Genomic DNA, 22,604 nt, shown 5'->3' with positions numbered 1-22,604 from the left:
CGTGAGTGTCCAGTCGGGTTCTCCCCCGACTGAACACTCACGGCCAGGCCGGGCGGAAAGCGCTGTCAGGCCCGGCCCTGCTCGGCCCGCCACCGCTCGTACTCGGGCCGCGCTTCGTCCGAAAGCGGGTAGTACAACCGCATGTCGCCGCCTTCGGACAGCCGGATCCGGGAGAACTCCTCCCAGTCCGCGTGTTCCTGGGCGTGGGCCACCAGGGCCGGGGCGAGCTTGACCGGCACGACGACCGCCCCGTCGTCGTCGGCGACGACGATGTCGCCCGGCTCGACGAGCGTGCCACCGCACGCCACCGGCACGTTGACGGCGGCCGGGACGATGCCGGTCTGGGCGTGGAAGTTCGGGGTGGCGCCCCGGATCCACAGCCCCAGACCGAGCTGCTTGGCCTCCCCGGTGTCGCGCAGGCACCCGTCGATCACGACGCCGGCGCCGCCGCGGCCCTTGAAGTAGGTCAGCATCATCTCGCCGAACACACCGCTTTCCATGTCGCCGCGCGCGTCGACGACGATCATGTCGCCGGGCTGCGCGTGGTACATGACGTGCCGGTGCAGTTGTTTCTCCGGTTCTTCGTACTCGTCGACGGGATAGAGGTCCTCCCGCTTCGGCAGGAACTGCAGCGTCAGCGCCGGACCGGCGACGCGCACGCCGGGGGTCACCGAAACCGGGCCCCGGATGAACGCGCTGCGGATGCCCATGCGGCTGAGCTCGCCGCTGGCCGTCGCGCTGCCGATGGCCGCGAGGGCCGCGCTGAGTTCGGCGGGCGGGCGAACGATGTCGTGCGTCTCGACCACGTCGATGGCTCCCTCGGGTCCGCGTTGACCGTGACTGTCCAAGAGTTTCGCTCTCGATCCGAGCCTAGTCCGGCGAAGCCGCTTTCGCGATGTCCGGCGCGGCCTCGCGAAGGTGGTATCGACGAGTCCTGGTTGTCCCACCGCGCGGCGGTCATCCTGGAAGTGTGGAACGGAACGAACTCGCGGACTTCCTCCGGCGCCGGCGTGCGCTGCTGCAGCCGGAGAACGTCGGTGTCGCGGCCGCGGGACGGCGCCGGACGCCGGGACTCCGACGCTTCGAAGTCGCCCAGCTCGCCGGCATGTCACCGGACTACTACGCCCGGCTCGAGCAGGGACGCGGCCCGCGACCATCGGTCCCGATGCTCACCGCGCTGGCCCGCGCGCTGCGGCTGACGATCGACGAACGCGACCACCTCTTCCGCCTCGCCGGGCACCACGCCCCGCCGCGCACCGGGGGTGACGAGCACGTCAGCCGCGGCCTTCTCCGGCTGGTGGACGGGTTGCCGGGCCTGCCCGCCCTGATCGCGTCCGACCTGAACGTCGTGCTCGCCCAGAATGCGATGGCGGACGCGCTGCTGGGGGCGCAGACGCAGTTCCGCGGCCTCGCCCGCAGCTGCACCTACCGGTGGTTCACCGATCCGGAGATGCGCGGCCGGTACCCCGCCGAAGACCACGAGCACGAGAGCCGGGCTCAGGTGGAGGACCTGCGGGCGACCCTGGCGGCCCGCCCGGCCGATCCCGCGGCCGGCAAGCTGATCGGGGCGTTGCGCGCGGAGAGCGCGGAGTTCGCCGAACTCTGGGCCCGGCACGACGTTTCGGTCCGGAGTGGCGACCGCAAGCGCATCCGGCACCCCGCGGTCGGGCTCATCGAACTGGACTTCGACATCCTCGCCACCGCCCGGCAGGACCAGCGCCTGATCGTGTACTCCCCCGCGCCCGGCAGCGCCGCGGTCTCGCAGCTGGAGCTGCTGGCCGTGCTCGGCCAGGAACGGTTCACCCCCTCCGGAAGCGACGGACACCTCCCGGGCTGAGCGGCACTCACCGGACGACCTCATGCGGGTCGCTGGGCGTTCCGCCTTGCCCGGGACTTCCCCTTCCGCACGACCGAAAGGAAAACCGTGTCGTTCCACCGACTCACCGGGCCGCGGCGATGTGCCGCCGTGCTCGGGTTCACCGCGCTGCTCGCCGCGGTCGCCTCAGCCCCGGCGGCCCTGGCGAGCCCTGACCGTGCCGCCGGCACCCGGCTGGGCGACGTGCGCGTCGTCGCCCACTTCGACCGGGCCGCGGGCCAGGTCGCCGAAAGCATCGCGCCGGAACCCGGTGGCGGTGCGGTCATCGGCATGATCGCGGCCCGTCAGGTGGTGCGGGTCGCACCGGACGGAACCGTCCACACACTCGTCACCATGCCGTTGCCCCCGGGCGGTGGCGGCACCACCCCGGTCATCGGGACGCCGGTGGTCACCGGGGTCGCCCGATCCGGCAGCGGGGCCGTGTACTTCCTCTACAGCTCGGGGCGCGGCGGGCTGACCGGGATCTGGCGGGTCCGCTCGTCCGGGGAGCCCCGGCTCGTCGTGCCGTTGCCGGCCGGCACCTTCCCGAACGCCCTGGTCATCGACGGCGAGCGGAACCGGTTCCTGGTGACCGACTCCACCGGCGGGCGCATCTGGCGGGCCCCGCTGCGCGGCGGCCCCGCTTCCGTGTGGTCGGCGGACCCGGCGCTGGCGCCCGGCGGCTTCTTCGGCGCCAACGGCATGAAGATCCACGACGGCGCGGTGTGGGCGAGCAACTCCGACCGCGGCACCCTGCTCCGCATCCCGGTGACGGAGAACGGCGGCGCCGGCCGCGCCGAGGTCCGGGCCGCGGGACTGGCGGGCATCGACGACTTCGACTTCACCGGCCGGGGCCCGGAAATCCTCGCCGCGGTCAACCAGGCGAGCGAACTCGTGCGGGTGGACGCGGACGGCGCCCGGGAAACCTTGCTGGACGCCGGAAACGGCATGCAGGGAACCACGGCCGTCGCCGTTCGGGGGAACCGCGTCTACGTGACCAACGGCGCCAACCTGGCCGGAGACGATCCGAATCTCCTGCTCGCGCAGCTGAAGCGCTCCCCCGGCCCCAGGCCGTGACGACGCGGGCCGGCTACAGGGCCAGCAGGACGCGGCCGAACGGGCCGCCCTCGGCGAGGTGGCGCTGCGCCTGCGCGGCCTCTTCCAACGGGAACACGCGGTCGACCAGCGCGGTGATCTCCTTGCGGCCCAGCAGTTCGAGCAAGCGCGTGTTCGCGGCGTTGATCTGCTCTCGAGTGAACAGGGCGAACCGGAAGCCGTGGATGTGGGTGTTCTTCCAGATCAGGTCGGTGACGTCGATTTCGGTGCGGGTGCCCGCCGCGTAGCCGATGCTGACCAGGGTGCCGTCCACGGCGAGCGCGCCCAGCGCCGCTGCGGTCACGGAGCCGCCGATGCCGTCGAGGACGATGTCGACGCCCCGGCCGCCGGTCAGCCGGTGCACGCCGTCGCGGAGGGACTCGGTGGACAGGTCGATCACCTCGAACCCGGCCGCGCGGCCACGTTCGGCCTTCGCGGTCGTGGTGGCGGTGGTGATCGCCGCGCCGGCGCCGAGCACCCGGGCGATGTCCACGCCGCCTTGCCCGACACCGCCGCCGACGCCGGGCGCGAGCACGGACTGCCCGGGGCGGAACCGGGCGAGTTCGGTGAGTGCCAGGTAAGCGGTGAGGTGCCCGGTCGCGGCGGTGAGCGCGGCGGCGGCGGTGTCGTCGACGTCGTCCGGGATGGGCAAGACGTGCTGAGAGTCGACGGCGATGTACTCGGCCCACGTGCCGTTGGCGCCCACGCCGTACCGGCCGCCGCTGAGCACGACGCGGGTCCCGGCCGGCAACGCGGTCGCGCCGGGCTCGGCGAGGACGCCGACGCCGAACCCGCCGGGCCGGATCGGCAGCGGCCGGACGGCCGCCGCGGGGAGCTTGCCGCGGCGGACGGTGTCGTCCAACGGGTTCACGCCCGCCAAGGTGATCCGGACGAGGGCCTGCCCGGGGCCGGGTACCGGGATCGGGACGTCGACGGCTTTGAGGACGTCGTAGTCGCCGAACTCGTCGTACTGGATCGCGCGCATCGCATACCTCCGAAATAGGTGTTCAGTTTTCAGTTGTTTCCGAGCGCTGCCGGGCGCGGTAGGCACGCAGGTTGGCCGGGTTGCCGCAGACGCGCACGTCGTGCCAGGTGCCGCTGTTGTTGCGCGAGCGGTCGAAGAACGCGGCCTCGCACCGGGGGTTGCGGCAGGCCTTGAGCCGGCGCCAGGTGTCGGCGGCCTGGGCTTCCGCGATCGCGATCAGGGCGACCGACGCCAACGCCCGCCAGCCGGCGCCACGCGGTTCCGGCCGGACCCGGCCGTCCGGGCCGAGCCGCAGAAGCACGCCGGCCTGGTGTTCCGGCCCGGGTCCGTCCGGCCGTGCCACGTGGTTGTGGAGATCGACGCGGAGGTCGCGCAGCGGGTCGAGGTCGCCCTCGCCGAGAGCGACCGGCACGTCCTGCCCGGTTTCCCCGGCCCAGGCCGCGAGGGCCTCGTCGGCCCAGTGCCGCGCCGACGCGACGTCGGCGAGCAGGTCGGGCTGCCGGGGGCGGCCGGCGGACCGGGTGTTGAGCAGGTCGTGGACGAACCCCAGCCCGCCCGGGGCGGGCTGGAGGCCGTACCGCGTGGTGGCGAGCCAAGTCATGAAATAAGCATGACTCGTTTACCTATTTCATGGCCGGCCCTGTGGTCGAGGTCACCATCCGCCGCGACCACGGCGCCCACCCGCGCACCTCACCCGCCGGACAGTGACACTCTCGAACGCATCCGGATACCGGGCCGATGGCGACCGACGAACTCCTCCGCGATGTGACTTTCCCGAGCGCCGCGGTGGTGTCGGCCGGGACGCCGGCTGTTCCCGATCGTCGTGCCCCGGCTCCGGGGATCGTCAGTCCTCGGTAGTCACGGCATCGTCATTTCCGGGTGATCCGGCGGCGCTCGGTCAAGTAGCCGAGCAGGACCAGTCCGAGACTGGGCAAAGTGGACTTGAGCTGCGGCCAGTCGTCTTCGCGGGGCGGGTCGACGCTGGCGGTGCCCGGGTAGAGCACGGCGGAAAGCTGGGTGAGCCCGTACAGGCTCGCGATGACCGCCGCGCTGTCCAGCGACTGGCGTGACCGGCCCGGTTTCCACAAGTGGTACAACGCCGCCACGCCCAGGCCGACGCCCATGCTCATGGTCTGCGCGTTGTGGAACTTGGCGTGGGGTGGCCACGCCGGGTTGTGGATGTGGGTTTCGTTCCAGTCGGCGATGTACGCGCCGACCATGGTTCCCGCCGCGGACAAGGAGATGAGCACCTTGCCGACGGGGAACTTCCCGACCTTGAGATTCGCCATGTCCTTCTCCGTCAGGCCGTCGTTGCGGGAACAGCGGGCTGCCGAGTCGCGATCGCGAGCCGGTGGGCGGTCTCCGCGGCGTCGGGAGGCGTGGTCGGGTAGACGTCGGCGTCGAAGAACCGGGCGAACGGCAGAGTGGCCAGCGTCTCCGCGACTTCTTCCTCGTCGGCGGCGATGACCTCGACGAACGTCGCCCGCCGGGTGGGCGAAACGTGGTGGGCGCCGATCCGCCCGGCCGAGCGCAGCACCTCCAGCTGCTTCTGCTCGTCCTCTCGCAGCGCGGCGAACTCCGCGAAGTCCGTGTCGTCACGCAAGGTGGCGAACACCATGAACGTGGACGTCTCGGCGGTGTTTTGGGTCGGTGACATGTGTTCAGCCCTTTCGGTGGCGGTGATGTCAGCTGATGACATCACCGTACCACGCCGATGTCATCAGCTGACATCACTGCGCGAACGCACTAAGCTCGGCCCCATGGGACGATGGGAGCCAGGAGCCGGTGACCGGCTGCGTGAGGCCGCATTGACCCTCTACCTCGAGCGCGGCTTCGAGCAGACCATGGTGGCCGACATCGCCGAGCGGGCCGGCGTCACCGCCCGCACCTTCTTCCGCTACTTCGCCGACAAGCGCGAGGTCCTCTTCGACGCCGCGGCCGAACTGGAGGAAAAGTCCTTGGCCGCACTGGAAGCGGCGCCCGCCACGGCGTCGACGCTCGAGATCGTCACGGCCGCACTCGACGCCGTGGCCGACACCATCGGGCACGACCGCGAGCTGGCCCGGAAGCGGCACGCGGTGATCATGGCCAACGCCGACCTCCGGGAACGGGAGCTGATCAAGCTCGCCCAGATGTCGGCCACCCTCGCCGACGGCCTCCGACGTCGAGGTATCGCCGCCGCCGAAGCCGCCCTGGCCACCGAAACGGGCGCCGCGGTGTACCGGGTCGCCTTCCAACACTGGGTCGACGCCACCGAAGACCTCGACCTGCGCGACGCCATCGACCGGTCGTTCGCCCAGCTGCGAGCCCTGACCGCACCGGCCTGATCCCCGCGTTCGAACAAGCGGGCGGCCGCGCCGAAGCCTTACTTGAGCGCCATTCCCGGTACCCGGGCGCGGATCGCGTCCATGGTCGCCTCGTCCGAGACGCCCTGCCAGTCATACCGCGGCGTGTAGGGGGCGGTGAGAGCGCGGACGTCCTCGTCGCTCAGTTCGACGTCCAGCGAAGCGATCGCGTCGTCGATCTGCTTGGTCGAACCGGCACCGACGAGCGGAGCGGTGACGACCGGCTGGCGGTGCAGCCACGCCAGCGCGATGGACGCGCGGCTCACGCCGTGGCCGGCCGCGACCTTCCCGACCGCGTCGACGATGGCGTGGTTCGACGCCTCTTCCGCGGGCGAGTAGAGCAGGTCGGCGTAGCCGCCATCGGTTTCCGAGCGGGCGGTCGTTTTCGCGTCGTCCCAAGCGCGAGCGAGGCGGCCACGCGCGAGAGGGCTCCAGACGATCGTGCCGACGCCCTCGTCCAGGCACAGCGGGATCATCTCGCGTTCTTCTTCGCGGGCAAGCAGGTTGTAGTGGTCCTGCATGGACACGAACCGGGCCCAGCCGTGCTGCTTCTGCAGGTGCAGCGCCTTGGCGAACTCCCAGGCGAACATCGACGACGCGCCCAGGTAGCGCACCTTGCCCGCCTTCACCAGATCGCTGAGCGCTTCGAGCGTCTCCTCCAGCGGCGTCGCGTGGTCGTTGCGGTGCACCTGGTAGAGATCGATGTAGTCGGTGCCGAGGCGCCGCAGGGAGTGCTCGACCTCGGTCATGATCGCCTTGCGGGACAGGCCTTTCCCGTTCGGGCCGGGACGCATCGGGTGACGCAGCTTGGTGGCGATCACCACGTCGTCGCGGTCGGCGAAGTCCTTCAGCGCCCGGCCGAGGATCTCTTCGCTCGACCCGTTCGAGTACATGTTCGCGGTGTCGAAGAAGTTGATGCCCGCGTCCAGCGCGTGCTTGATCAGCGGACGCGCGTCGGCCTCGCCGAGGGACCAGACGGGGTGGCCGCGGTCGGGTTCGCCGTAGGTCATCGCGCCGATCGCGATGGGCGAGACGTCGAGGCCGGTGGTGCCGAGTTTGCGGTAGCGCATGAGAGGCTCCTGGGATCCAACATGCGGACGATTCTCCGCATGTTGGTCCGAAACTAGCGGAGGATCGTCCGCGAGTCAAAGCGTGGGGCATCATCGAGGCATGACCGACCAGACGCCGGGCACGTACGGCACGCAGCGCAAGGCCGCCGCGCGCAACCGTGTCGCGATCATCGAGGCCGCCCACGAGCTGTTCGCGCAGAACCCGCTGGTGCCGCTGAGCGAAGTCGCCAAGCGCGCCGGCGTCGGCGCCGGGACGCTCTACCGCCACTTCCCCACCCGCGAAGACCTGATCCTCGCGGCCTACCAGCACGACATCGAACGTCTCACCACCACGGCCGACGAGGTCCTCGAGCGGCATTCGTCCGCGAAAGCCGCCTTCGTCGAGTGGTTCGAGACGCTCTCCGCCTACATCCGCATCAAGCACGGCCTCGGCGACGCGCTGCACAGCGCCGCCGCCCAGGACGTGATCGACGCTTCCTGGGCACCGACCACCGCGGCGGTCAAGAAGCTCGTCGACGCCTGCGTGGCGGAAGGCACCATCGCCGCCGGGCACGACCCGGCGGACATCATCATGCTGATGAGCTTCCTGTGGCGGGTGGCGAACAACGACGAGGGCGCCGCACAGGGGCGGCGCCTGATCGCCGCCGTGTTCTCCGGCCTCGAGCAGACGCCCCGACCGGTGTGAGCGGCCCGGCTCACGAGCGCGTGAAGACCGGCTTGCCCGGCGGCGGGTCCAGCAGGACCCCGACCGCCTCGTCGTAGCCGAACGGACCGGCCAGGATCGGTGCCGGGTCCAGGATGCCCTCGGCGATGAGCTTCAGCACGTCCGGTACGTGCGGGCTCGCGTGCGGTGGTCCGATGACGAGGTTGAGACCCGTCGCGTACAAGGCGAAGTACGGCATGCGCGGCTCTCCGAAGTAGACGGACCGGACGACGCACGTGCCGCCGGGGCGGGTGGACAGCAGCGCGCACCGGAACCCCGCGGCCGCCGCCGCGGCGTCCACGACCAGATCGAAACCGCCGTCGAGCCGATCGGGGTACGCGTCGACGGCGACGACGGTCGCGCCCGCGGCGGCGGCCTGGGCGCAACGCCCTTCGTCGACGTCGAGGTAGGTGACGTTCGCGGCCCCCAGGGCGACGGCGCACAAGACGGTCAGCAGCCCGAGACTGGCCGTTCCCCCGACCACGAGCACCTCGGCGCCGGGCCGCGCTTCGAGCGTCGGCCGGACGGCTTGGAAGGCGTCGGTGAGGTTGTCGGCGGCCGAGGCGGCCACGAAGGGCTCGACGGCCAGCGGCAGCGGCGTCAGGTTGTGCCGCGCCCAGGGGACGCGCACCAATTCGTCGAACAACCCGCCCCAGAGGCCGCCGGCGCTCGTGCCGTAGGACGCGAGACCGGGCACCGAAGCGCACGCCCCCGGAAGGCCACGCCGGCAGTTTTCGCACGTGCCGCAGCTGATGTGCCACGGGATGACCACCCGCTGGCCGACCCGCAGCGGCGAGTCGTCGCCGTCGAGGTCGACGATCTCGCCGACCGCCTCGTGGCCGAGCGCGAAGGGCGTCTCGAACGGCGCGGGCGAGACGACGAGCCGGCGGTCGAGGTCGCAGGCGGACGAGGCGATGGGCCGCACCAACGCGTCCCCGCCGGCGGAGAGGCGGGGCGCCGGCCGGTCCTGCCATTCCAGGCCGCGAGGACCGGTGAGGACGAGGCTCTGCATGGGTCTCCCGCCGTTGACTAGAGGATTCTCTCTAGAGAGCAGACTCTAGAGAGCGGGTTCGGTATCGTCAACCCATGCCTCGCCTGGTCCACGACACGTCGGCGATCCTCGACGCCGCAGTACGGCTGCTCGCGGCCGGGAGCCCCGACGCGATCACCATCGCCGGCGTGATCCGGGAGGCGGCGGTGTCCAGCGGCTCGGTCTACCACCGGTTCCCCAACCGTGCGGCTCTGCTCGCCGCCGTCTGGAACCGGGCCGTCGGGGGTTTCCACGCCGAGCTGTACCCGCTCTTCGCCGGCGAGCCGGTGGCCGCGGCGGCCGCTCTCGGGCGGCGGACCGTGTCGTGGTGCCGCGCCAACCCTGCCGACGCGTGGGTGCTGCTGGCGGGCCTCGGGGCCTTCGAGCCCGCCGCGTGGCCCGCGGAAAGCCGAAGCGCGCGAGAGGCCGACCAAGCACGCTGGGACGAGCACATCCGCCAGCTGGTGACCGGCCTCAAGACGGCGACCGGGCACGAGACCGCGGAAATCCTCCTCGTCGTCCTCGACCTGCCCTACGCCGCCGTGCGCCGCTACCTCGGCGCCGGCCGGGACATCCCGGCGAGCCTCGAAGGCATCGTCGAGCGCGTCATCCGGACCCAGCTCGCCGGCCACTGAGCCACGAAGGTGTTCCATTTTGGGCTTTCCTGAGCGATAGTGGTCGAGTCTGTGTTTTACAACGTTGTAAATCCTCGTGGGAGGCTCGATGCGCGAGCGGCTGTCCTGGAGACATAACCGACGCGGACGCGGCGCGATCGCCTGGCTGGCCGCGGCCGGCCTCATCGCTCAACTCGCTCTCGCCGGCGTCGCGGACGCGGCGGAGACCACCGCGGCTCCCGCCGCGCCGGCAGCCGGGACGCACTTCCTGGACCACAGCTCCGCCCTCGCCGGCTACGCCGATCCCGCCTGGTACGAAGCGAACATCCCGTTCGTGGACCTGCCCGACGCCACGATGGAGAACGTCTACTACTACCGGTGGCGCGTCTTCAAGGAACACCTGCGCTACACCAATCCCACGGACGGCTGGATCTCGACGGAGTTCCTCGACTGCTGCGGGTACGCCGCGCCCTACCAGGCGATCAACGCGGCCACCGGGCACCAGCTGACGGAAGGGCGCTGGCTGCGCGACCCGTCCTACGGCCGGGACTACCTCAAGTTCTGGCTCACCGGCCCCGGCGCCGGCCCCAAGCCGGCCACCGACGACGTCAACGCCGACACCACCGACTGGGCGCACGAGTACAGCGTGTGGCTGGCGAGCTCGGCCTACGGCCAAGCCCAGGTGACCGGGGACTTCGCGCCGTTGCGCGAGCTGCTGCCGGCGCTGGTGCGCCAGTACCGCGGCTGGGACAAGCAGTACAACGCCGGCCTCGGCCTGTACTGGTCGGTGCCGGTCTGGGACGCCATGGAGTTCTCGGCCTCGTCCTACGAGTCGGCCGAGCCGTACCACGGCGGCGCCGGGTACCGCCCGACGCTCAACTCCTACCAGTACGGCGACGCCGTCGCGATCAGCCGCATCGCGGACTCCGTCGGCGACCACCAGCTCGCCACCGAGTACGCCCAGCGCGCCGCGCAGCTCAAGGCCGCGTTGCAGAAATGGCTGTGGGACCCCACCCGCGGCTTCTACTACGCCATGGCCCGCGACGACAACCCGAGCCACCGGCTGTCCGACAGCCGCGAGCAGATCGGCTACCTCCCGTGGATGTTCGGCGCCGCGCAGCCGGCCGACAGCACGGCGTGGGCCCAGCTGCGCGACCCCAGCGGATTCGCGAGCGCGTACGGCCCGACCACCGCGGAGCGCCGCAGCCCGTACTTCATGAAGGACGCCGGTTCCTGCTGCCGCTGGGACGGGCCCAGCTGGCCCTTCGCCACCGCGCAGACCCTGACCGGCATGGCGAACCTGCTGGACGACTACCCGGCCCAGAGCACGGTGTCCAAAGAGGACTACGCGGCCGCGCTGGCCACCTACGCCCGGACCCAGACCAAGGACGGCAAGCCCTACGTCGCCGAGGCGCACGACCCGGACCGCGACGCGTGGATCTACGACGGCCGCAACCACAGTGAGGACTACAACCACTCGACCTACACCGACCTGGTCCTGTCCGGGTTGATCGGGCTGCGCCCGCAAACCGGGAACACGCTCGAAGTCCGGCCGCTCGTACCGTCCACATGGGACCACTTCGCCGCCGAAAACGTGCCGTACCACGGACACGACGTCACGGTGCTGTGGGACCGCGATGGCAAGCACTACGGCCAGGGCGCCGGGATGCGGCTCTACGTCGACGGCCGGCTCGTCCAGTCCTCGGCGACGTTGCGGAACACGACCGTCGACGTCGGCGGCGCCCTGCTTCCCCGCCCCGACGGTCTCGTCAACGACGCGGCCAACCCGCTGCGCACCGGCTACCCCCGGCCGATCACCTCCTACACCTGGACCTACGACAACGCGTGGAACGCCCTCGACGGCAAGGTCTGGTACAACGAGGTGCCGGAGAACACCCGGTGGACGAACTACGCCTCGCCGAACGCGAACGACTTCTACGGCGTCGACTTCGGCGTCCCCACGCCCGTCGGCGACATCCGCTGGCACGGCTACGACGACGGCGGCGGGGTCAAGCCGGCCGCGGCCTACAGCCTCCAGTACTGGACGGGCTCGGCCTGGCAGGAGATCCCCGGCCAGGTTCGCGGATCGGCGAAGCCGGTGGGCAACGGCGTCAACCGGATCACGTTCCCCACCCTGACCACCAGCAAGGTCCGGCTGGTGTTCACCAACCCGCCGGGCGCCTTCGTCGGCGTCACCGAGTTGCAGTCCTGGGCACCCTCGAGCCCGGACGCCCGCATCGACGTCGGGCCCGCCAACGCCAACGGCGTCGTTACGATCAGCCGGAGCACCCCGCTCGACGTCACGGTGCGCAACACGACGCAGCGCCCGCTCCTCTCCCCGCGGGTGAGCCTCGCGGTTCCGGCCGGCTGGGCCGCCACCGCCGCCGGACGCCCGCCGGCCACGATCCCGCCCGGCCAGTCCCGGACGTGGTCCTACACCCTGACGGCCCCGGCGGGCGCCGAGCCGGGCAGCGCCGCGACGCTGACCGCGACCGCGTCGTACCGCGGCCCCGGTGGCGGCGAAGAAACGACGCACCGGCGGCAGAGCGTCCAGGTCGCCCACCCGGCGGGCCAGCACGATCCGGTCGGCGCCTGGAGCTTCGACGAGGGCAGCGGCACCACCGTCCACGACAGCGCGGGATCCCACGACGCCACCCTGACCGGCTCCCCCGGCTGGGTCCCCGGCGTCACCGGCACCGCGCTGCAGCTCGACGGTTCGGGCCAGTACGCGGAAACCGGCGGCCCGGTCGTGGACACCACCGGGAACTACTCGGTCAGCGCCCGCGTCCGGCTGGACCGCACGGGTTCGTGGGCCACCGCGGTCAGCCAGGACGGCGACCCGAGCAGCGGTTTCTACCTCCAGTACTCCGCGGCCGACGACCGCCTGGCGTTCTCGACCAGTGCGGGCCGCGCGCTGTCGAACGTCGCCCCCGTGCCCGGACGCTGGTACCACCTGGTCGGCGTGCACGACGCCGACGCCGGAACGTACGTCCTCTACGTCGACGGCGTGGCACAGACGAGGACCTGGAGCCAGCCCACCGGCGACGCCGCCCCCGGCCCGCTGGCCGTCGGCCGTGCCGTCTCCGGCGGCCGGCACAGCGACTTCTGGCCCGGCGGCATCGACGACGTCACCGTGTGGAACCGGGTTCTGACGGCCGCCGACGTCAGCTCAGGAGGTCCAGGGTCCGGCTCCGCTCGTTGAGCGGGCTGACGATCAGGTCGGTCACGCCGGCGTCCTCATAGCGCTTGAGGGCGTCGGCGACCGCCGTCTCGTCCCCGATGACGACCGTGTCGGCCGGGCCGGACAACCCGGCCCGGCCGAGCGAAGCACGGTAGGCGGGCATCTGCCCCACCGCGGTGAGCCGGCCGGCCAGGCCGGCCCGGGCGCGGTCGGGGTCCGGGCTCAGCAGGGTGATGAGCTGGGCGACGACGCGCGCGCCGGGGGCGGTGTGCGGGGTGATGGTCTCGGCGATCATCCGCGGGGTGATCCAGGTGACGACCACTCCGTCGGCGAGTTCACGGGCCAGCTCGAGCATGCGCGGCCCGAGCGCCGACAGCAGCAGGCCGGGCGCCGGGGCGGTGATGTCCAGGCGGGTGTCGACGGTGAAGAACTCGCCGTCGTGCCGGACCGGTTCGCCGTGCAGCAGCGCGCGCACGACCGTCAGGTACTCGCGGGTGTGGCGCAGCGGGGAGGTGTAGCCGAGGCCGAGCTGGTCCCGGACGTACCAGGCGTGGCTCGGGCCGAGACCCAGGACGAGACCACCCGCGGCGGCTTGCAGGGTGAGGGCTTCGGCCGCCGTGGTGACCGGGTGGCGCGGAGAGGTGACGGCGATCGCCGTCCCGATCTCCGGTGGCCGCCGGCGCAGGGAGGCCAGCAGGGTGAGCGGGTCCCAGCCGCCGGGTTTCTGGTTGGTCCAGAAGCCGGCGAAACCGCGCTCGGCGGCGTCGGCCGCGGCCGCCACCACCTCCGCGGGGGACGAAGGGTCGATCAAAGCGGTTCCGATGTGCATGAACCGATTCCAGTTGCCGGGACGGGCTCGAACCAGACCCACTTAGACTGTCCAGCGATCACTTTTCGTCATCGTGCGGCCCGGGAGGAACGGTGGAACTGCGCTCGTTGCGGTACTTCGTGACGGTCGCCGAGGAGCTGCACTTCGGGCGGGCCGCGGAGCGGCTCAACATCGTGCAGCCGGCCGTGAGCCACCAGATCGCGCGGCTCGAGCGGGACCTCGGGACCCGGCTGCTCGACCGGTCGCCCCGGCACGTCCGGCTCACGCCGGCCGGTGAGCGGGTGCTGGCGGCCGCCCGGGACACGCTCGCCGCGGCGGCGCGCGTGCGCGTGGTCGCCGGCGAGCCGGCGGTCCGGCTGCGGATCGGCGTCGCCCCCGGGGTGACCGCGCGCTTGGAACGCGCGGCGGAGCTCCTGCGACCGGCCGAAGCGGCGCTGGTGGACCTGCCGGTGCCCGCCCGGCTCGCGGCGGTCCGCGCCGGCGAGCTCGACCTCGCGCTGGTGCGCGGGCCGGTGGACCCGACCGGCGTCCGGGTGGTGCGGGCCTGGTCCGAACCGCTGCTCGCCGTGGTGTCGGAGGAACACCCGCTGGCCGGCCACCCCCGCGCGACGCTCGGAGAGCTGGACCGCACCCCGCTGCGCCTGCCCGCCCACGACGAGGACCCGGCGATGCACAACGCGGTGCTCGCCGCACTGCGCCAGGCCGAAGGCAGGTCGGCGGCCCGCTCGGACGGCTCGATCTTGACGATCTTGATCGAGATCGGCGCCGGACAGGACGCTTGGACCCTCCTACCGGCTGAACAGCTGACCGGGTTCGCCGCCCGCCGGGTGCGCGCCATCCCGCTCGACCCGCCGTTGACCATCGACGGCCACATCGTCGCCTCGCTGTCGACCCCGGAGGACTGCGTGTCGTCGTTCGTGCGGGCCTTCGCCGACGCCCCCGCACTCCGCACGTGAATCCCGGCCAGCCCGGCCCGCCACCCCCGCTCCGCGACCACGCAGCCCCGACGGTTGCACAGTGACCAGGCGGTCGCCGACGCCCCGCACACCGCACGTGAATCCCGGCCTGCCGTCAGGCGCCAGACCTCCGCTCCACGACCATCCGCAACCCCGACGGCTGCACAGTCACCATCGGCAGCTCCCGGACCTTCGTCCCGGGCCGGTGCACGAGGCATCAGGCGGCCGTAGCCGAGCGCGTCGAACTTCCTCAGCGTGCTCTCGCTCCGGATCAGCCCGAGACGGTGCGCCCACTGCCGCGTGGCCGCCTGGGCTTCGTCCCCGCGCGGGTGCCTGCGCGCCCGGAACGGAAGCGGGATCTCGCGATGCCGCCAGTCGATGTTCCCCGCTGGGTACATGTCCACAATGGATCGGCCGCGTTCTCCCCGACCGGGCCCGCACCGATGACGACGACGTCGTACGTGGTCATGTCAGTTCCCCTTGGCGGCGCGGCCGAGCCGGATCGCCGAGACGAGGAAGAAGATGCCGCCGAGGACGGCGTAACCGGCCACATTGGACAGTGACGCGTTCGCCGCGGAGGCACCGGCGATGAACGAGCCGCCGGCCAGCACGGAGATGCCGCCGCTGAGGATCATCGGCCACTGGCCGCCCATCTTGCGGCGGGCGACGCCGACGATCAGCTGGACGAGACCGGCCACGATCGCCCAGGCACCCCAGACCCGCAGCACCGCCGGGATCCCGGAGGCGGCGGCGACGCCGATGCCGATGGTGGCGAGCGTGCTGATCGCCATGTTCACGTACAGCCCGGTGACCGAGCCGGCGCCCTTCGCGGACCGGGCGTCCACGATGGCCGATCCGACGTCGAACAGCGGGTACAGGACGACCAGGACGACGCCGACCGCCCCCAGCCCCGACTTGGTCGTCAGGAACACCAGGATCGCCCACACGATGGCGAACGCGAACCGCACGAAGTACAACCGGCGCAGCGCCGGGGCGAACCCACCTACGGCGGGCGAGTCGACAGTAGTCACCATGATCCCTTCACCATGCGGGGAAACCTTCCCCGACAAGACCGAACGTTCTATCTCAGTTCAGCATGGTGCTCAGGTCTCGCGTTGTCAAGACAGAACGTTCTATCTGAATTCTTACGTGCCGGAAGACCCGGAAGACGATCTCCGCGTCGACGTACTCCAGCGGGTCGTGCCAGATGTGCGGGCCCGCTTCGGTCGGCGGCGCCTCACGGCGGGCCAGCGAAGCGACGAACGCGCCCCCGGCGAGGGGCCCGATCTCGGTTCCACAGTGGACACACGCCACCACTCCGCCGGCCAGCACCGCGAGGTTGTCGTCGAGCCGCCGCACCTCGCCCAGCTCCGGCGTGCCGATGCGCGTGAGCCCGGCCAGTCCGGCGCCGGAAGCCCGGCGACGCCGCAGTTTCCCGCGTCGCTCGTCGGTCGCGGACCCGTCCACTTCGCCGTCGCGGAGCACGACGCCGTAGACGTCCTCGGCCGCGTCCGCCGTCACCCGGACCTGCTGCACGTCCTCACGCACGCTCTCGGGCGAGCGGAGCAGCGGGTCACCGTACCCGCCACCGGCCTGCCAGTGCAGGTACAGCAGCGCACCGCAGCGAAGACTCCATCAGCCGGTCAAGACCGGACGTTCTATTTCCAAGGCGCCGGCCGAACGCTACTTCGCCGCGGAGTCGATGCGGAACTGCAGGATCCCGTCGACGCCCTGGAGGAACGTGTCGCAGACCTCGGCCGGGTCCGACAGGCAGCCCGCCGCCATCGCGCCGTCCCGGAGCATCACGAAGTGGCGGCCCGCGAGCCCGGGCGGCGTCTTCCCGACCTGCGCGAGCAGGTCCGTGATGGTGCGCAGGAACCACTCGCGGTGGGCGAGGACGGCCTTGTGCACGGGGTGCGCGGGGTCCGGGTACTCCGCGACCGCGTTGAGGAAGGCGCATCCGCGGAACTGGGCCGACCGGATGCCCTCGGTGATGGACTTGGCAATGGCGCGCAGGATGTCGGCCGCGGGAAGGCCGCTGGAGAGCGCCTTGTCGACCCCTTCGCACTCCATCTCGTGGACGCTCTGAAGGTACGCGACTACGAGGTCGTCCTTGCTGGGGAAATGCCGGTACAGCGTGGCGCGCGTGACCTTGGCCTCGGCGACGACCCGGTCGATCCCCACGGAGTGCAGGCCCTCCGCGTAGAAGATCCGGGTTGCCGTCGCGAGCAGCCTCGACCGCGCTTCGGATACCTGGCCCCGAGTGTTGTGCACCATCAACCCGACGGTAACAGATAGAACGATCAGTATCTACCGAGTCGCGTCACCGTCCATCACCGCAGGAAGCGGACCTTCCGCGAGTGAGCACTCCATCCAAGTGGAGAGAACGTTCGGCCACCTGTCGTCGCCTCCGTCCCGCGAAGGAAGCCCGCCGGCCGTCGCCGGTGGAGGTGGCGATGCCGGGGTACAGGGGTTCGCTCATGACGGAAAGTCCTTTCTCGATCGCGAAGTCGCGATACCGAAAGTTCTCCTCACGCCACCGGCACGAGCGGGGCGTCGAGCAGGCTGCGATCGCCGTCGATGCCGTGGGCCCACGCGGCCGCGACGTCTTCATGCGGGGTGCCCAAGGGAATCGCGCTGACCTCGTCCAGCAGCCGGCGGTGCTCCGGGCCGAGTTCGACGTCCAGGGCCTGGAGATAGCCGTCCAGCTGAGCCGGAGTCCGTGGTCCCACGATGGGGATCATCGACGTCCGAGCCTGGGCGGCGCGGTGACGGAGCCAGGCCAGCGCGACCTGGACCGGGCCGGTCCCGGCCTCCTCGGCGACCGCGAGGACGGCGTCGAGCACAGCGGTGCGGTGATCGGTGCCCTCGCCGGCCCGGGCACTGAGCCGCCCCTGCTCGCCGCGCCGGTACTTCCCGGTCAGCAGACCGCCGGCCAGCGGCGAGTACAGGACGACCCCGAGCCCGTGGGCCTCGGCCATCGGGATCAGCTCCCGTTCGGCGGAGCGTTCGGCCAGGCTGTACTCGGTCTGGATGCCGGCCAGCGGCGTGCGCCCGCTCAGCTCGGACCGGACGGCGGCGCCCGCGACCCGCCAGGCCGGGAAGTTCGACAGGCCGCCGTAGCGGACCTTGCCCGACCGGATCAGGTCCTCGAAGCCGGCCAGGATCTCCGCCACCGGGGTGACGCCGTCGGGGAAGTGCGGCATGAAGACGTCGACGTGATCGGTCTTCAACCGCCGCAAGCTCTCCTCCAGGGAGCGGATCATGGTCTTGCGGCTGTTGCCGGTGGTCCCCGGCCGGACCCGGGCCTGCCGGGTCCCGCTGTACTTGGTGATCACCACGAAGTCGTCGCGCTCGCGACCGAGGAGATCACCCAGGACGGTCTCGGCCTCGCCGTTCTGGTAGATGTTCGAGACGTCGAAGGTGGTCCCGCCGGCCGCGACGAACGCCTCGAAGATCGCCTTGGCGCCCGCCAGGCCGGCGGCGGTGGGAGCCGAGCCGAAGGTGGCCGTGCCGAGCACGTACTCCGAGACCCGCAACCCGCTGTGTCGTCCGAATGTCTGGTAGCGCACGGAAATCTCCTCGAGGCACGAGCTGTGGGGTACAGTTCGGACGCTACCACAAAAACGAATGGTCGTTCTTTTATGCCGAGAGTCACCCAAGCCCACCTCGACGCGCGCCGTCAGCAGATCCTCGACGCGGCCCGCGCCCGCTTCGCCACGCACGGCTTCGCGCGCACGTCCATGACCGACCTCGTCGAGGCCTCGGGCCTGTCCGTCGGGGCGATCTACCGGTACTTCAAGGGCAAGGACGAGATCGTCACCGCCATCTGCGAACAGGCGGACCAAGCGCTCCCCACCGAGCTGACGGCCGAGTCCGTGCACGGCTTCCTGGAACACATCCGCACCCTGGCGCGCGAAGAAGACCACGCGCGGCTGGTCGCGCAGATCTACGCCGAGGCCGCCGTCTCCCCGCTGCTGGCCGCCCTCGTCGGCCGGCAGCTCGAGGGTCTGCGCCACGCGGTCGCCGCGCTCCTGCCGGAGCACGAGCCGGCCGAAGCGGACCGGATCGCCGAGGCGTTCGTGACTCTGTGCGGCGGCTACGCGCAGCAGCTCGCCGTGCGCGGCGACGTCGACCCGGCCCCCTTCACCGCGGCTCTCCTGGCGATCATCGGATCCTGACGTCCGGGCCCGGTCAGGGCTCGAGTCCCGCGATCCGCAGCCACACCACCCGGCAGGTCTCGGCCGCCTGGTCGAGCGCCTCCGGAGAATCCGCCGAAGCGTGGTAGAACGTCCGCTCGATCATCCAGCACACCGCGCGCGCCAGGGCCCGGGCGCCGTCGGGCCCCTCGTGGGCGGGGACCCCGGCGCGCACCATGATCGCGGCGATGGCGTCGATGAAGATGTCCGCGGTCTTCGTCCACAAAGCTCCCACTTCGGGGATGGCCGAGGACTGGTCGATCGCGACGCGCATCATCAGCCCGTGCTCACGCCAGCGGTCGCGGGTGCGGTTCACGGCCGTCGCGATCGCGTCCCTGGGCGCGGCGGGGTCGTCGGCCGCCGCCCGGGACTTCTCGCGGAGCGTTTCGACGGTCTTGGCGAAGAGGGCGACCAACGCCTCCTGCTTGGAGCTGAAGTAGAAGTACATCGACGCACGGGAGAGCCCGGCGCGTTCGGCGATGTCGTTGGTCGTGAGCGCGTCGAAGCTCTTGACGGCCAGCAGATCCTCGAGGACCTCCAGGATCTTGAGCTCGCGCAGGTCTCCTTTGGACGGTGCCGCGGAGCGCCGGCGACTCCCCTTGACCCGATCAGGCATTTCCCTGTCCCCTCCCGCTTCCGCCGGCGGTCAGTTCGCCGCGATCTGGTGACCGTCCGGGAAGTCCGTGGACCGCGACAGCTCGTCCCACGCTTCGATGTCCGCGGCCACGGCGGCCCGGCCGGCCGCGACGAGCCGCAGCGCGTCCGAACCGAGCACGAGGTGCACCGGCGGCTTCTCCGCCTCGACCACCGCGAGCACCGCCTCGGCGGCCTTGGCGGGATCGCCCAGCTGGTGGCCGCTGGCGGCCTGCCGGGCCGCGCGGATCGGCTCGAAGAGCTCGTCGTAGTCCGCGATCGACCGCTCGCTGCGGACCATCGAGCGGCCCGCCCAGTCCGTCCGGAACGACCCGGGCTCGATGATGGTCACCCGCACCCCGAACCCCGCGACCTCCTTGGACAGGGTTTCGAGCATGCCCTCCACCGCGTACTTGCTGCCGCAGTAGTAGGCCAGCCCGGGAACGGTCATCAGGCCACCCATCGAGCTGACGGCGAAGATGTGGCCCGAGCGCCGTTTCCGCATCCCCGGCAGCACCGCGTGGACGGTGGCGGCCACGCCGAACACGTTGGTGTCGAACTGCGCCCGCAGTTCGGCCATCGGCGACTCCTCGAACACGCCCTCGTGCCCGTAACCGGCGTTCGCGATCAGCACGTCGATCGGGCCGACACTGGATTCGACTTCGCCGACCACGCCGAAGACGGCGTCGTCATCGGTGACGTCGAGCCGCCGCGCGTGGGCGCGCCCGGGCGCGAGCGCCTCGAACTTCGCCACGTCTTCAGCCTTGCGCACGGTACCGACGACCGTGTGCCCGGCCGCGAGCGCGCCCTGCGCGAAGGCGCGCCCGAGGCCACTGCCCGCGCCGGTGATCAGAAAGGTTCGCTTCGTCATGCCGTCAACTCTACGCTGTGTCCAGAAAAATCAACACTGTGTCGACGGTCTCGCGCGGGCGACTTCCGGCCCGCTCACTTCAGACCCGAATTCGGGGTGGGGACGCCCCTGGTCACCTTGATCCGGTCGACGAGCAGGAAGTCCTTCACCTTCGGATCCAACTCGTTTCGCCACCGATCACTCTGGTAAACGTTGGCGTCGGCAGGAAGTTCGCCCTCCTACGCGGCTTAGGCCACGCGCGCCGAGCCGGCGTCGTGCTCGCCGGGGTCGCCACCGGCGTCGGCGCCAACTCGTTGGCGTACACGCACCACCGGCACCTACGCCCGGGCCGCGGCCCGGCTGATCGACGGCGCGTTGTGCGTCCTCGGCCCGCTCACTTCAGACCCGAACTCGGGGTGGGGACGACCCTGGTGACCTTGATCCGGTCGACGAGCAGGAAGTCCTTCACCTTCGGATCCAACTCGTTTCGCCACCGATCACTCTGGTAAACGTCGGCGTACAACGTCTCCCGTTCCGCTTCGTCTTCGAACCGGCGGATCCACACGTAGCCGTCCGGGTCCTCCTCGTCCACAAAGGACGCCGTGACCGACATTCCCTTCTCGGCCTGGAACGGGATGATGGTGTCTTCCATGAAGCGGACCCATTCGGCACGGCGTCCGGGCTGGATCTGGTAGCGGCGGATCTCGTAGAACATCGGCAATCCACTACTTTCTCGACGGGAGTTCAGGAAGCGACGCGCAGGACGAGCTTGCCGCGCGTGCGGTTGGCCTCGCCGCGCTCGTGCGCCGCGGCGACCTGCTCGAGCGGGAACACCTCTTCGACCTCCACCGCCACCTCGCCCGCGTCGATCAGGGCGCCGATGGTGGTGAGCGCGGGGCCGTCCGGCTCGACCAGGAACGGCGACACCTGCTTGCCCTTCGCCTCGGCCGCGGCCGCCAGTTCGGGCGACACACCGGCCGGCACCGCGACGAGCAGCCCACCCGGGCGCAGCACGTCCAACGACCGCGTGCTGGTGGCGTCGTGGGCGTCGCCGACCAGGTCGAGCACGACGTCGACGTCGGACACCGCGTCCTCGAACCGGACGGCGGTGTAGTCGACGAGCTCGTCCGCGCCGAGCTTGGTGAGCCAGTCGTGGCTGCCGGCCCGGGCGGTGCCGAGCACGTGCGCGCCGAGGTGCTTGGCGAACTGGACCGCGAAGTGCCCGACACCGCCGCCGGCGGCGTGGATCAGCACCCGCTGGCCGGACTCGAGGTGCGCCGTGTCCACCAGGGCCTGCCACGCGGTGAGCGCGGCGAGCGGCACCGCCGCGGCCTGCTCGTGGCTGACGCTCGAGGGCTTGCGGGTGAACTGCCGGGCCGGCGCGGTGACGTACTCGGCGTAGCCGCCGGCCGCCCGCGGGAACCAGGGCATGCCGTAGACCTCGTCGCCTTCGCGCAGGGTCGTGACGCCGAAGCCGGCCTTCTCCACGACGCCGGAGACGTCCCAGCCCAGGATGAACGGCGGCTCGCCGAGCACGCCCGCCATCCCGGCGCCGGCCCGCGTCTTCCAGTCCACCGGGTTGATCCCGGCCGCGTGCACCTTCACCCGGACCTCGGTCGGCAGCGGTTCGGGGCGCGGCACCCGCTCCACCGAAAGCACTTCGGGACCGCCGAGGGTGTGCTGGACGACGGCGCGCATGGAGGTGTCGGACACTGGATTCTCTCCCTGGATCGGATACCGGGAAAGATCGGAAGGTGATCTTTCCCCGGACACCGGCAACGTATCCCCGGGGATATAGTTACCCGCAAGGGAGAGAACTTCCCAACGGGAAGCATCAAGGTGAGGGGCTTGCCATGACCACCGTGTGCCTGACCGGACAGCACTCCGACCACGACGTCTACGCCGCGCAGTGCCCGTGCCGGGCGATGCTGGACCTGCTGGCGAACAAGTGGTCCGCACTCGCGATCGGCGCGCTCGAAGACGGCCCGCAGCGGTTCGGCGAGGTGCAGCGGCACCTGCAGGGAGTCAGCCCGAAGGTGCTGACCCAGACCCTGCGGCGCCTGCAGGAGTTCGGCCTCGTCGATCGCACCGTCTACCCCGCGGTGCCCCTGCACGTCGAATATTCGCTCACCGAACTCGGGCACAGCGCGGCCGTGCCCCTGCGGATGCTGCGCAGCTGGGTCGAGGACAACATCGACAGCGCCGCCCACGCCGGAGCGCCGGCGGCCTCCTGCGCGGCCGAGACGGCCGGCGCGTGAT

General features: G+C 71.2%; 25 protein-coding genes. 9 read left to right on the top strand and 16 right to left on the bottom strand.

Features of this window, described 5'->3' with window-relative positions; all coding sequences use genetic code 11:
- Positions 1-65: 65 nt before the first annotated feature.
- Complete coding sequence (locus AB0M83_RS28145; RefSeq protein WP_364521391.1) at positions 66-806, bottom strand: ribonuclease activity regulator RraA; 741 nt, start codon at positions 804-806, stop codon at positions 66-68.
- Positions 807-970: 164 nt separating this feature from the next.
- Here AB0M83_RS28145 and AB0M83_RS28140 point away from each other — a divergent pair, with 164 nt between their 5' ends.
- Together AB0M83_RS28140 and AB0M83_RS28135 are read left to right on the top strand one after the other, a co-directional pair.
- Entirely contained in the window at positions 971-1,837 is an 867-nt protein-coding gene (locus AB0M83_RS28140; protein ID WP_364521390.1) for a helix-turn-helix transcriptional regulator, read from the top strand.
- A gap of 87 nt (positions 1,838-1,924) precedes the next feature.
- Complete coding sequence (locus tag AB0M83_RS28135; protein WP_364521389.1) at positions 1,925-2,932, top strand: hypothetical protein; 1,008 nt, start codon at positions 1,925-1,927, stop codon at positions 2,930-2,932.
- Between the two features lie 13 nt (positions 2,933-2,945).
- Here the strand turns inward: AB0M83_RS28135 and AB0M83_RS28130 are convergent, their stop codons facing one another.
- The 4 genes from AB0M83_RS28130 to AB0M83_RS28115 all read right to left on the bottom strand — a co-directional run bounded on the left by AB0M83_RS28130 (position 2,946) and on the right by AB0M83_RS28115 (position 5,592).
- On the bottom strand, positions 2,946-3,935 hold the full coding sequence (locus AB0M83_RS28130; protein WP_364521388.1) for a zinc-binding dehydrogenase: 990 nt from the start codon (positions 3,933-3,935) through the stop codon (positions 2,946-2,948).
- A gap of 22 nt (positions 3,936-3,957) precedes the next feature.
- The gene (locus tag AB0M83_RS28125) at positions 3,958-4,536 is read right to left on the bottom strand and encodes a CGNR zinc finger domain-containing protein (protein WP_364521387.1); all 579 of its coding nucleotides are present in this window, start codon (positions 4,534-4,536) and stop codon (positions 3,958-3,960) included.
- A gap of 268 nt (positions 4,537-4,804) precedes the next feature.
- Positions 4,805-5,224, bottom strand: a complete 420-nt coding sequence (locus AB0M83_RS28120) for a DUF6640 family protein (RefSeq protein ID WP_364521386.1) — start codon at positions 5,222-5,224, stop codon at positions 4,805-4,807.
- Between the two features lie 11 nt (positions 5,225-5,235).
- Positions 5,236-5,592, bottom strand: coding sequence for a muconolactone Delta-isomerase family protein (locus AB0M83_RS28115; RefSeq protein ID WP_364521385.1), 357 nt, complete (start codon positions 5,590-5,592; stop codon positions 5,236-5,238).
- A gap of 103 nt (positions 5,593-5,695) precedes the next feature.
- On the opposite strand from AB0M83_RS28115, the gene AB0M83_RS28110 reads away from it, so the two are divergent.
- On the top strand, positions 5,696-6,262 hold the full coding sequence (locus tag AB0M83_RS28110) for a TetR family transcriptional regulator (protein ID WP_364521384.1): 567 nt from the start codon (positions 5,696-5,698) through the stop codon (positions 6,260-6,262).
- A gap of 38 nt (positions 6,263-6,300) precedes the next feature.
- Here AB0M83_RS28110 and AB0M83_RS28105 read toward each other — a convergent pair whose 3' ends face one another.
- Positions 6,301-7,350: an aldo/keto reductase gene (locus AB0M83_RS28105; RefSeq protein ID WP_364521383.1), complete on the bottom strand. Its 1,050-nt coding sequence runs from the start codon at positions 7,348-7,350 to the stop codon at positions 6,301-6,303.
- Positions 7,351-7,450: 100 nt separating this feature from the next.
- Between AB0M83_RS28105 and AB0M83_RS28100 the strand changes: the two genes are divergently transcribed.
- The gene (locus AB0M83_RS28100; protein WP_364521382.1) at positions 7,451-8,035 is read left to right on the top strand and encodes a TetR/AcrR family transcriptional regulator; all 585 of its coding nucleotides are present in this window, start codon (positions 7,451-7,453) and stop codon (positions 8,033-8,035) included.
- Between the two features lie 10 nt (positions 8,036-8,045).
- Here AB0M83_RS28100 and AB0M83_RS28095 read toward each other — a convergent pair whose 3' ends face one another.
- Positions 8,046-9,065 (bottom strand): alcohol dehydrogenase catalytic domain-containing protein, encoded by a 1,020-nt coding sequence (locus tag AB0M83_RS28095; protein ID WP_364521381.1) that lies wholly within the window; start codon positions 9,063-9,065, stop codon positions 8,046-8,048.
- Positions 9,066-9,139: 74 nt separating this feature from the next.
- Here AB0M83_RS28095 and AB0M83_RS28090 point away from each other — a divergent pair, with 74 nt between their 5' ends.
- Both AB0M83_RS28090 and AB0M83_RS28085 read left to right on the top strand, forming a co-directional pair.
- Positions 9,140-9,718 carry a TetR/AcrR family transcriptional regulator gene (locus AB0M83_RS28090; protein WP_364521380.1) on the top strand — a complete coding sequence of 193 codons (579 nt, stop codon included), beginning with the start codon at positions 9,140-9,142 and terminating at the stop codon, positions 9,716-9,718.
- An 88-nt stretch (positions 9,719-9,806) separates the two neighbouring features.
- A complete protein-coding gene (locus tag AB0M83_RS28085; RefSeq protein ID WP_364521379.1) occupies positions 9,807-12,899 on the top strand; it encodes a LamG-like jellyroll fold domain-containing protein in 3,093 nt (1,030 codons plus the stop codon).
- Here AB0M83_RS28085 and AB0M83_RS28080 read toward each other — a convergent pair.
- The gene (locus tag AB0M83_RS28080) at positions 12,862-13,707 is read right to left on the bottom strand and encodes an LLM class flavin-dependent oxidoreductase (RefSeq protein WP_364521378.1); all 846 of its coding nucleotides are present in this window, start codon (positions 13,705-13,707) and stop codon (positions 12,862-12,864) included. The two genes, AB0M83_RS28085 and AB0M83_RS28080, sit on opposite strands and share 38 nt — an antisense overlap.
- Positions 13,708-13,799: 92 nt before the next feature.
- On the opposite strand from AB0M83_RS28080, the gene AB0M83_RS28075 reads away from it, so the two are divergent.
- Positions 13,800-14,663 (top strand): LysR family transcriptional regulator, encoded by an 864-nt coding sequence (locus AB0M83_RS28075; protein WP_364521377.1) that lies wholly within the window; start codon positions 13,800-13,802, stop codon positions 14,661-14,663.
- 470 nt (positions 14,664-15,133) lie between these two features.
- Here the strand turns inward: AB0M83_RS28075 and AB0M83_RS28070 are convergent, their stop codons facing one another.
- From AB0M83_RS28070 to AB0M83_RS28055, 4 genes are all read right to left on the bottom strand, one after another.
- Positions 15,134-15,697 carry a hypothetical protein gene (locus tag AB0M83_RS28070; RefSeq protein WP_364521376.1) on the bottom strand — a complete coding sequence of 188 codons (564 nt, stop codon included), beginning with the start codon at positions 15,695-15,697 and terminating at the stop codon, positions 15,134-15,136.
- Between the two features lie 52 nt (positions 15,698-15,749).
- On the bottom strand, positions 15,750-16,211 hold the full coding sequence (locus AB0M83_RS28065) for a hypothetical protein (protein ID WP_364521375.1): 462 nt from the start codon (positions 16,209-16,211) through the stop codon (positions 15,750-15,752).
- Between the two features lie 135 nt (positions 16,212-16,346).
- Positions 16,347-16,940 carry a TetR/AcrR family transcriptional regulator gene (locus AB0M83_RS28060; protein ID WP_364521374.1) on the bottom strand — a complete coding sequence of 198 codons (594 nt, stop codon included), beginning with the start codon at positions 16,938-16,940 and terminating at the stop codon, positions 16,347-16,349.
- A gap of 254 nt (positions 16,941-17,194) precedes the next feature.
- On the bottom strand, positions 17,195-18,235 hold the full coding sequence (locus tag AB0M83_RS28055) for an aldo/keto reductase (RefSeq protein WP_364521373.1): 1,041 nt from the start codon (positions 18,233-18,235) through the stop codon (positions 17,195-17,197).
- A gap of 72 nt (positions 18,236-18,307) precedes the next feature.
- On the opposite strand from AB0M83_RS28055, the gene AB0M83_RS28050 reads away from it, so the two are divergent.
- Positions 18,308-18,844 (top strand): TetR family transcriptional regulator, encoded by a 537-nt coding sequence (locus AB0M83_RS28050; protein ID WP_364521372.1) that lies wholly within the window; start codon positions 18,308-18,310, stop codon positions 18,842-18,844.
- Positions 18,845-18,857: 13 nt separating this feature from the next.
- Here AB0M83_RS28050 and AB0M83_RS28045 read toward each other — a convergent pair whose 3' ends face one another.
- From AB0M83_RS28045 to AB0M83_RS28030, 4 genes are all read right to left on the bottom strand, one after another.
- Positions 18,858-19,478, bottom strand: a complete 621-nt coding sequence (locus AB0M83_RS28045) for a helix-turn-helix domain-containing protein (RefSeq protein WP_364521371.1) — start codon at positions 19,476-19,478, stop codon at positions 18,858-18,860.
- A 30-nt stretch (positions 19,479-19,508) separates the two neighbouring features.
- Positions 19,509-20,366, bottom strand: coding sequence for an oxidoreductase (locus AB0M83_RS28040; RefSeq protein WP_364521370.1), 858 nt, complete (start codon positions 20,364-20,366; stop codon positions 19,509-19,511).
- Between the two features lie 373 nt (positions 20,367-20,739).
- On the bottom strand, positions 20,740-21,060 hold the full coding sequence (locus AB0M83_RS28035) for an NIPSNAP family protein (protein WP_364521369.1): 321 nt from the start codon (positions 21,058-21,060) through the stop codon (positions 20,740-20,742).
- Between the two features lie 29 nt (positions 21,061-21,089).
- A complete protein-coding gene (locus tag AB0M83_RS28030; protein ID WP_364521413.1) occupies positions 21,090-22,043 on the bottom strand; it encodes an NADP-dependent oxidoreductase in 954 nt (317 codons plus the stop codon).
- A gap of 155 nt (positions 22,044-22,198) precedes the next feature.
- Between AB0M83_RS28030 and AB0M83_RS28025 the strand changes: the two genes are divergently transcribed.
- Positions 22,199-22,603, top strand: coding sequence for a helix-turn-helix domain-containing protein (locus AB0M83_RS28025; RefSeq protein ID WP_364521368.1), 405 nt, complete (start codon positions 22,199-22,201; stop codon positions 22,601-22,603).
- Position 22,604: the final 1 nt, after the last annotated feature.

This window comes from Amycolatopsis sp. NPDC051106 (assembly GCF_040682775.1).
Classification (GTDB): domain Bacteria; phylum Actinomycetota; class Actinomycetes; order Mycobacteriales; family Pseudonocardiaceae; genus Amycolatopsis.
This window is presented reverse-complemented; position numbering and strand designations above follow the sequence as displayed.